The 8619-nt window shown below is 62.7% G+C and carries 8 protein-coding genes; 2 read left to right on the forward strand and 6 right to left on the reverse strand.

What is annotated here, in order from left to right; all coding sequences use genetic code 11:
* Positions 1 to 62: 62 nt before the first annotated feature.
* From PQQ96_RS40635 to PQQ96_RS40645, 3 genes are all read right to left on the reverse strand, one after another.
* The gene (locus PQQ96_RS40635; RefSeq protein ID WP_028200605.1) at positions 63 to 449 is read right to left on the reverse strand and encodes a RidA family protein; all 387 of its coding nucleotides are present in this window, start codon (positions 447 to 449) and stop codon (positions 63 to 65) included.
* Between the two features lie 69 nt (positions 450 to 518).
* Positions 519 to 2000 (reverse strand): N-acyl-D-amino-acid deacylase family protein, encoded by a 1482-nt coding sequence (locus tag PQQ96_RS40640; RefSeq protein WP_408302841.1) that lies wholly within the window; start codon positions 1998 to 2000, stop codon positions 519 to 521.
* Between the two features lie 3 nt (positions 2001 to 2003).
* Positions 2004 to 2894 carry a MurR/RpiR family transcriptional regulator gene (locus tag PQQ96_RS40645; RefSeq protein ID WP_408302843.1) on the reverse strand — a complete coding sequence of 297 codons (891 nt, stop codon included), beginning with the start codon at positions 2892 to 2894 and terminating at the stop codon, positions 2004 to 2006.
* Positions 2895 to 3039: 145 nt separating this feature from the next.
* On the opposite strand from PQQ96_RS40645, the gene PQQ96_RS40650 reads away from it, so the two are divergent.
* On the forward strand, positions 3040 to 4317 hold the full coding sequence (locus tag PQQ96_RS40650) for an amino acid deaminase (RefSeq protein ID WP_408302844.1): 1278 nt from the start codon (positions 3040 to 3042) through the stop codon (positions 4315 to 4317).
* Positions 4318 to 4443: 126 nt separating this feature from the next.
* Here PQQ96_RS40650 and PQQ96_RS40655 read toward each other — a convergent pair whose 3' ends face one another.
* Positions 4444 to 4950 (reverse strand): MarR family winged helix-turn-helix transcriptional regulator, encoded by a 507-nt coding sequence (locus PQQ96_RS40655; protein WP_408302846.1) that lies wholly within the window; start codon positions 4948 to 4950, stop codon positions 4444 to 4446.
* A 31-nt stretch (positions 4951 to 4981) separates the two neighbouring features.
* On the reverse strand, positions 4982 to 6577 hold the full coding sequence (locus PQQ96_RS40660; RefSeq protein ID WP_408302847.1) for an MDR family MFS transporter: 1596 nt from the start codon (positions 6575 to 6577) through the stop codon (positions 4982 to 4984).
* A gap of 140 nt (positions 6578 to 6717) precedes the next feature.
* Here PQQ96_RS40660 and PQQ96_RS40665 point away from each other — a divergent pair, with 140 nt between their 5' ends.
* Positions 6718 to 7560: an EcsC family protein gene (locus PQQ96_RS40665; RefSeq protein ID WP_408302850.1), complete on the forward strand. Its 843-nt coding sequence runs from the start codon at positions 6718 to 6720 to the stop codon at positions 7558 to 7560.
* On the opposite strand, the gene PQQ96_RS40670 is transcribed toward PQQ96_RS40665, so the two are convergent.
* Positions 7530 to 8495, reverse strand: coding sequence for an alpha/beta hydrolase (locus PQQ96_RS40670; RefSeq protein WP_408302851.1), 966 nt, complete (start codon positions 8493 to 8495; stop codon positions 7530 to 7532). The two genes, PQQ96_RS40665 and PQQ96_RS40670, sit on opposite strands and share 31 nt — an antisense overlap.
* Positions 8496 to 8619 lie beyond the last annotated feature (124 nt).

An 8619-nucleotide genomic window follows, 5' to 3' on the forward strand; every position in this document is an offset into this window, starting at 1 on the left:
AAAGCGAGCGCCCCAAAAGGCAAAAAACCTCACCCACCGCCTACGGCGAACAAAAAACCCGTTTAAGCCGAAGGCTTCTTATACGCAACGCAATCAACCTCAACCCGGCAATCGATCACCATCGAAGAAACCACACATGCCCGAGCCGGCGGATTCTCGCCGAAATACTCCCGAAACACCTTATTGAAAGAAGCAAAATCACGCGGATCATCAAGCCACACGCCGCAGCGAACAACATGCTCCGCCCCATACCCGGCTTCCTTCAAAATGGCGAAAACATTCTGAATCGCCTTGTGCGATTGCTCAACAATCCCGCCATTGATCACTTCACCGTTTTCCATCGGCGTCTGCCCAGAAACGAACAACCAGCCATCCGCTTCGACTGCCCGAGCAAATGGCATATGTTGACCACCCGTACCCTTACCACCTTCAACGCCATATCGCTTCATCATCCAACTCCTTAAAAAGTCCGGCACGCGCCAACGAAACCGCATGCCGTATCGATCAGAAAACCAAAATCAAAACGCGCCGTGCGCATCACCCTTCGACGCCGCGCCACGCGCTACAAAATGCCCGGCCCGCTCGCCCGTCACCTCACCATCGCGGTAAGTCAACACGCCGTTCACCCACACCGCGTCGATCCCGTCCGCCGCCTGTTGCGGCTTCTCGAACGTTGCCGCATCACGCACCCTGGCCGGGTCGAACAACACCAGATCCGCGTGATAACCGACATGCACCTCGCCCCGCTGCGCCAGGCCGAACCGGCGCGCCGACAAGCTGGTCATCTTGCGCACCGCCTCTTCAAGCGGCAGCAAACCGGCGTCACGTACATAGTGCCCAAGCACGCGCGGAAACGCGCCCCACAACCGCGGATGCGGCAGCGGATCATTCGGCAAACCATCCGAGCCGACCATAGTCGCGGGATGCGACAGAATGCGCCGCACGTCGTCCTCGGACATGTTGTGATACACCGCGCCCGCCGGCTGCAGGCGCTTGCCCGCCTCCTGTTGCGTCACGCCCCACTCGGCGGCAATTTCCTTCACCAGCTTGCCCGCCATCTGGGGATGCGGCTCGGACCACGTAATCGTGATGTCGATGTCGCCCGTCACCTGCTTCAGATCGAGCGTCGAGGAACTCCGGTTGTACGGATAGCAATCGCAGCCGATCGGCTGCAAACGACGCGCGCCTTCCAGCGACTCCAGCACCTCAACGCTACGCCCCCAGTTCGACGGCCCCGCGCACTTCAGATGAGAAATCACCACCGGCACATGCGCGTGACGGCCAACCCGATATGCTTCGTCCATCGCATCGAGAATCGCGTCGAACTCGGTACGCATGTGCGTGGTGTAAAGCGCGCCGGCGGCGGCGAGCGGTTCAGCCAGCGCCATCACCTCTTCGGTCGGCGCGGAGAAAGCAGAGCCATACGCGAGTCCTGAACTCAAACCCAACGCGCCGTTCGACAACGCCTCTTCGAGTTGCACCCGCATCCCGTCGATTTCCTCCGCGGTCGCCGCGCGATCGAGCCGGTCCATCTGATTGCTGCGCAACGCCGTGTGCCCAATCAGCGCACCGACATTCACCGCGGGACGCGCGGCGTTCACTGCCTCGACATAAGCAGCGAAGGTCGGGTATTGAAACGCGCCGCGTTCGCCGAGCAGGTTCATCGGATCAGGCGGATCGCCCTTCAGCGACACCGGCGACGCACTGATCCCGCAGTTGCCGACGATCACCGTCGTCACGCCCTGGGTGATCTTCGGCAGCATTTGCGGCGAACGGATCACGTGCGTGTCGTCATGCGTATGAACGTCGATGAAGCCGGGCGCCAGCGCGCGGCCGTTGGCTTCGATCACCTCTTCGGCGAGCCAGTTCGACAGATTGCCGATCGCGGCAATGCGGCCGTCGCGGATCGCAACGTCGCGTTCGACCGGCGGCGCGCCCGTGCCGTCGTACAGTTGCGCGCCGACGATGAGCGTATCGGCGGCTTCGGGATGCGAATGCATGGATCAGTCTCCTAACGGTTGTCGATCGCCGCCGCCACGGTGCGCGTCGAGCGCGTGCTTCATGCGGCGCAGCAATTCGCGGCTCTCGTCGCCCTGACTGACGGCAAGTTCGGTGACGAGCACATCGAGCGCCATCATCATCGCGTAACGTGACGACGACGGCTTGTAAATGAAATCGGTTTCAAAGGCGACGATCGGGATCACCCAATCGGCCAGTTTGGCCAACGGCGAAGCCGGCGCCGTCAGAGCGATCACTGTCGCGCCGTAGCTGCGCGCGATCTTGCAGTTCTCGACCATCTCCGGCACGCGCCCGGTGGTGGACAACGCGATCACCACGCACTCGCGCGATACCGTGCTTGCCACCATGCGCTGCAGCAGGCCGTCCTGATAGGTCGCAACCGGCCGGCCAAGGCGCACGAGCCTGAAGCGCATCTCGTCGGCCAATGCAGTCGAGCCGCCGCCCATGCCGAACACATAGATCATTCGCGCGGCGCGCAACGCGGCCGCCGCTTCGTCCAAAGGCGCCTGACGCAGCAACTGGTGGTTATGGGCCAGCGCGGTCTGCAGTTCGTCAAACACACGGGTGGCGATGGGCTCGGGCGCGTCTGTGGGTCCGCCCGCTTGCAGGAAGCGCTGACCGACGGCGGCCGCCTGCGCGAGCCGCAACTTCAGCTCCCGCACGTCGCGGCAACCGACCGCCTTGGCAAAGCGCGTCACGGTCGCGACGCTCACCGCCGCCTGCTGCGCGAGCGCGCCAATGCTGGCGCGCGATGCGCCGGTCAGGTCGTCGAGAATCAGTGCCGCAACCTTCCGTTCGGCCGAACGCAGTTCCGGCGCGCATTCGGCGATGCGCGCGACGATATCGAAGGCCAGCGGTTCAGCAGTTGAGTTCATTACAGAAGGTGAAAGGCCGCGCGACGCTTACAAAAAGCCTCCGGCAAGCCGTGGTACTAAATAACATCCCTTCAACCATCGTACTTTCGGTAACATAGTAAAGTCAACTTTGATTCAATTTAACCGGACGATGGAGCAGGGAGACATGAAAGTTACAAACTATCAGGGCGCAACGATTGATCCTTATAGCAAGGGCTTGGGCATGGTTCCGGGCACCAGCATCCAACTCACGGACGCCGCGCGGCTCGAGTGGAACCTGCTGAACGAAGACGTGAGTCTGCCCGCCGCTGTGCTGTACGCGGATCGTGTGGAACACAACTTGAAGTGGATGCAGGCGTTCGTCGCGGAATACGGCGTCAAGCTCGCGCCGCACGGCAAAACCACCATGGCGCCGCAACTGTTTCGCCGTCAACTCGAAACCGGCGCATGGGGCATCACCCTCGCCACCGCGCATCAGGTGCGCGCGGCGTATCACGGCGGTGTTTCGCGGATCCTGATGGCCAACCAGCTGGTTGGCCGCCGCAACATGATGATGGTCGCCGAGTTGCTGAGCGACCCGGATTTCGAATTCTTCTGTCTTGTCGATTCGGTCGAAGGCGTCGAGCAACTGGGTCAGTTTTTCACGTCGGTGCGCAAGCCGCTGCAGGTACTGCTCGAGCTCGGCGTGCCAGGCGGCCGCACCGGCGTTCGCGACGAAGCGCAGCGCAATGCGGTGCTCGAAGCGATCGCCCGCTATCCGGATGTGTTGAAGCTGGCGGGCGTCGAATTGTATGAAGGCGTGCTGAAAGAAGAACACGAAGTGCGCGAGTTCCTGCAGAGCGCCGTCGCGGTGACGCACAAGCTCGTCGAGGAAGGACGTTTTGCCCGCACGCCGGCCGTTTTGTCAGGCGCCGGCTCGGCCTGGTACGACGTGGTTGCCGAAGAGTTCGTGAAGGCTTCGGAAACCGGCAAGGTCGAAGTCGTGCTGCGGCCCGGCTGCTATCTGTCGCATGACGTCGGTGTCTACCGCAAGGCGCAAACCGATATTTTCGCGCGCAATCCGGTCGCGAAGAAAATGGGCGAAGGCCTGTTGCCGGCGCTGCAACTGTGGGCGTACGTGCAATCGATCCCGGAACCGGATCGCGCAATCATTGGTCTGGGCAAACGCGATTCCGCATTCGACGCGGGCATGCCTGAACCGGCGCGCCACTATCGTCCGGGCACCGAAGCGCCGCGCGATATCGCGGCGAGCGAAGGCTGGGAAATTTTTGGCTTGATGGACCAGCACGCATATCTGCGGATTCCCGCGGGCGCCGATCTGAAGGTGGGTGACATGATCGCGTTCGACATCTCGCACCCGTGCCTGACGTTCGACAAATGGCGTCAGGTACTGGTGCTCGATCCATCGTATCGCGTCACTGAAGTGATCGAAACGTTCTTCTGATCCTGATGCAAACGGCGCGCTTCACGGTGACGTGGCGCGCCGTTCGTGACGCTCAAAACCTCGGTTCAGGTCGTGTCATCCGCAGCGGCTACCGTGCTGAGCCGGCCGCTCTTTCGTCTGTCAGGTCTACCGTGCCGGAACAGTGCCAACCGCTTTCGGTGCTTGCGAAGGAGCGGCGGAATCCGCGGCTGCAGCGTTAGCGGTCGCCGCCACTTCGCCGATCCGCACTTCCAGCATCTTCAAGGCCCCCGACAGCGCGCTCAGCGCCTCATCGGGCAATGCCGCCATCGTGTCGTGCAAAAACGCGTTGCGGCGCGGCAGGCTGGCTTCCGTCGCCGACTGCCCCGCTTCGGTCAAGCGCACATTGGTCACGCGGTTATCGCGCGTATCCATGCTGCGAGCAATCCAGCCTAAACCCTCGAGCGTTTTCAACTGCCGCGTAAGCGCGCCCGGATCGACACGCAGGCGCTCGACCAGCCGTTTCTGTGACGACTCGCCGGCCTGCTCGTGCAGCGCGAGCAGAATGCGCCAGCGCGGCAACGGGTGACCGACGCGGGCCTCGAACGCCGACATGAACGCCCGATAAGTGCGGCCGAATTGCTGCAAGACGGCGACGCGATCCTGATCTTCCATAATCTGTCAGTAAAACGATAAGGCTAAAAAATCAATCCGCGTGAATCACCGGCTCGAGCTTGCGCTGGAGCTTGATCGGCGGCACACGGCGGCATTGCCACACGGACACGACGGCGATGATCGCCGCCAGCGCGAGACCCAAATGAATCGCCGAAACGAGTGCCTCGCGTGCACTCTCGAGCAGCATCGCGCCGTTGTGACCCGCGTGCGCGAGTTGGCCGAGCAAGGTGGATTGCGCGTCGCGATTGATCAGGATCTGCGGGTCGCCGAGGTCGGAGAACCACTGCGATGCGTGATCGTTTTCAAGCGCGCTGCGTACACCACTTGCGTACATATGGGTGATGAGCGTGCCGGTCAGCGCGGTACCGATCATCCCACCGATCATCCGCAGCGACTGCAGCAGCGCGGTGGCAATACCGAGGTGTTCGCGGCCGGCTGTCTGCTGCGCGAAGATCGTCAGATTCGGCATGACGAAGCCGAGGCCGAGGCCGCCGAGCACCATGAACGACATCAGCAGCCAATGCGGCATGGAACGCGTCGCGACGACCACACCGAGGCACGCCAGCGCCACCAGCGCAAAGCCGATGTACAGCATCAGATTCGGATTGCGCACACGCGAGACAACACGTCCGTTGGCGATACTGCCGATCGTGATGAACACGACGAGCGGCGTAATGACGAGCCCCGCTTCATTCGGCGACATCCCGAAGCCGCCCTGGAACAGCAACGGTGCGTAGAACAGCAACGAGAACATCGTGAAGCCGCCCAGCACGGCGAGCGTGAAGAGCGCGGCCAGACTGCGATTGCGAAACATGTCGACGGGCAAAATCGCCGTCGGGCAGCGCTTTTCCCACTGCCACAAGCCGTACGCCGAGGCAACGCTCAAGGCGAGCAGCGCGAAGGCGCTCAACGTGACGCCATGCTTCGGCAACAACTCGACGAACAACTGCAGCGAGCCGAGCGCCACCGCGATCAGCAGCGCACCCGGCCAATCGAGCCGCATCTTCCCTTCATGCTCGACATGCCGCAGATGCGGCAGGAAGCGCCAGACGAAATACAGCGACAGCAAACCAACCGGCAGATTCACGTAGAACACCGAGCGCCAGCCGTAGTACTGCGTGAGAAAGCCACCGAGCGACGGCCCCACCGCATTCGCGATACCGAACGCCGAACTCATCAGCACCTGCCAGCGCAGTCGCACGACCGAGTCGGGGAAGAGATCAGGAATGCAGGCAAAGGCGGTGCCGACCAGCATGCCGCCACCAATGCCCTGCAAGCCGCGCGCGAGCACGAGGAACAGCATGTTGTTGGCGGCGCCGCACAGCACCGAAGCCCCCGTGAACACGACGATCGATGCGATCACAAACGGCTTGCGCCCATAGTAATCGCCGAGCCGGCCGAAGATCGGCACGGTAATCACCGAGGTCAGCAAATACGACGTGGCGACCCACGCGTAAAGTTCGAAACCCTTCAACTCCGAAACGATCGTGGGCAAGGCGGTGCCGACCACCGTCTGGTCGAGGGCGACCAGCATCGAGACGAAGGAAATCCCGAGCATCGCCAATAGCGATTCGCGGAAAGGTAAAACTTGCCCACTCGAGTGGTGGGCTGCGGTATGGACAGTCATTTTTGATAGAGCAACAGTTGACTCGTCAAACGATTGGGAATCATACCACGATGTGATGCTCTAAGCTGGAGCGCGCCGGAACGGTTCATCGTGCCGGCAATCAACTGAAGAATGGACAACACATGACGCCAGGGAGGCACATGGAGCCAGGTTCGCTCGCATCACAATCCTTATCGGACGAAGACCTGAGCGCGCTGCGACGCGCGAAACACGAACTGGAGAGCCCCGCGCTGGCGATGAAACTGGCGAGCATCGTCGGCTCGCCGCTCGAAAAGTTGCTCTCGCGCATGCCGGCTTTTGCTAACGAAAAGGTCACGGATGCGACGGAACTGGCGTTGCGTAAATGTCTCTCGATCGCGCTGCGCACGCTGGGGCGGCAGGCCGGCGCCTCGCCCCTGATCGTGCCCGACAAACCGAGCAACCTGCTGCACAAGTTCGCCGTGGCCACCACCGGTGCGGCCGGCGGCGCCTTCGGTCTGTTCGCGCTGCCCGTCGAGTTGCCGGTCACGACCACGCTGATGTTCCGCTCGATCTGCGACATCGCGCGCAGCGAGGGCGATGATCTGACGTCGATCGACACGCAGTTGCAGTGCCTGACGGTGCTGGGCATGGGCGGCACCTCGAAAGCCGACGACGACGCCGACTTCGGCTACTTCATCATGCGCGGCGCGCTGGCGCAGGCAGTGTCGAAGGCGTCATCCGAAATCGCGACGAAAGGCTTCACCGCACATGGCTCCGCGGCCTTGCTGCGTCTTCTGAACACGATTGCCTCACGCTTTTCGGTGCAGGTGAGCGAGCAGATCGCCGCCAAGTCGATTCCGGCGATCGGCGCAGTGCTCGGCGCGATGGTCAATACGGTGTTCATCGACCACTTCCAGCAGGTCGCGCACGGTCACTTCACCGTGCGGCGGCTGGAGCGGCGCTACGGCCAGGAGCCGGTCGAGGCCGCCTATCAGGCGATGGAAGTCACCCTGGATGGATGAGCGGCCTGCGTCGCGCCACTCGTCACACGCCGCACAAAAGCCGCGGCGCGGTCGAGCGCGCGGTTCGCCTCCGGAATGAACGGGGAGAACAACGGCCAGACGTGCGGCATCTTCTTCCACACTTCTAATTCACAATCGACGCCCGCCGCGCGCGCCTTGTCGGCAACGCGTTGCGAGTCGTCGAGCAGGACCTCGGTGCTGCCCGCCATGATGAAGAGCAGCGGCAAGCCGTGCAGGTCGGCATACAGCGGCGAAGCGTAGGGATGTGTGGCGGGCGTATCGCCGAGATAGAGCCTGGCTGCGGGCCCAATAGCGGGACCGCTGAACATGGGATCGAGACCGTCGTTGGTGCGAATGGTGGCGCCGGTCGCGGCCAGATCGGTCCACGGCGAGAACAGCAGGCAGCCTGCAGGCAACGGATCGCCGGCGTCGCGCAAGGCGACCAGCGTAGCGAGCGCAAGGCCACCGCCCGCGGAATCCCCTGCGATCACGATCGACTCAGGCGGCGTGCCGTCCGCGATCATCTGACGGTAGGCTGCGGTCGCATCGTCGAGTGCGGCCGGAAAGCGGTGCTCCGGTGCGAGCCGGTAGTCGAGGGAAAAGACCGGTGCATTCGCGCGTGTGGCCAGACCGAATACGATGGAGCGATGCGTCTGCGGCGAACAGAAATAGTAGCCCCCGCCGTGGCAATACAGCACGGTCGGGTCATTCCCGGAAGTCGACACGCCGTCAGCGCGCTCGATCCACTCACCTCGCAGCGGCCGATCGTCCGGCCCGTACAATTCGCGCAAACGCCAGCCGCCAGGCACACGCGGCGACCAGGCCCGCTTGGCCGTCAGTGCGCGTGCTCTCTCGACATTGATACCCGGCTTGAGGGTTTGCGGTCGAAACTGTCTACGCAGATACCAGCACGCGAGTGCGCTTTGCCAGCTCATTGGGACATGCCCCTTCGATAGTGTCCCGTCATGGTACGTGCGTTCGCCACCGCGCCGGTGGACGACGGCTTCTAATCTTAAAAAGCCCGCGCACCATCTGCGCCAGGCTTTCCCTTTACTTAGG

Source organism: Paraburkholderia sediminicola (genome assembly GCF_046027825.1).
Taxonomy (GTDB): domain Bacteria; phylum Pseudomonadota; class Gammaproteobacteria; order Burkholderiales; family Burkholderiaceae; genus Paraburkholderia; species Paraburkholderia sediminicola_D.

Bases quoted from the DNA above. Each gene is read 5' to 3' on its own strand.
- PQQ96_RS40645 (WP_408302843.1), bottom strand. From the start codon at position 2,894: ATGAACTCAACTGCTGAACCGCTGGCCTTCGATATCGTCGCGCGCATC.
- PQQ96_RS40635 (WP_028200605.1), bottom strand. From the start codon at position 449: ATGAAGCGATATGGCGTTGAAGGTGGTAAGGGTACGGGTGGTCAACAT.
- PQQ96_RS40670 (WP_408302851.1), bottom strand. From the start codon at position 8,495: ATGAGCTGGCAAAGCGCACTCGCGTGCTGGTATCTGCGTAGACAGTTT.
- PQQ96_RS40650 (WP_408302844.1), top strand. From the start codon at position 3,040: ATGAAAGTTACAAACTATCAGGGCGCAACGATTGATCCTTATAGCAAG.
- PQQ96_RS40660 (WP_408302847.1), bottom strand. From the start codon at position 6,577: ATGACTGTCCATACCGCAGCCCACCACTCGAGTGGGCAAGTTTTACCT.
- PQQ96_RS40655 (WP_408302846.1), bottom strand. From the start codon at position 4,950: ATGGAAGATCAGGATCGCGTCGCCGTCTTGCAGCAATTCGGCCGCACT.
- PQQ96_RS40665 (WP_408302850.1), top strand. From the start codon at position 6,718: ATGGAGCCAGGTTCGCTCGCATCACAATCCTTATCGGACGAAGACCTG.
- PQQ96_RS40640 (WP_408302841.1), bottom strand. From the start codon at position 2,000: ATGCATTCGCATCCCGAAGCCGCCGATACGCTCATCGTCGGCGCGCAA.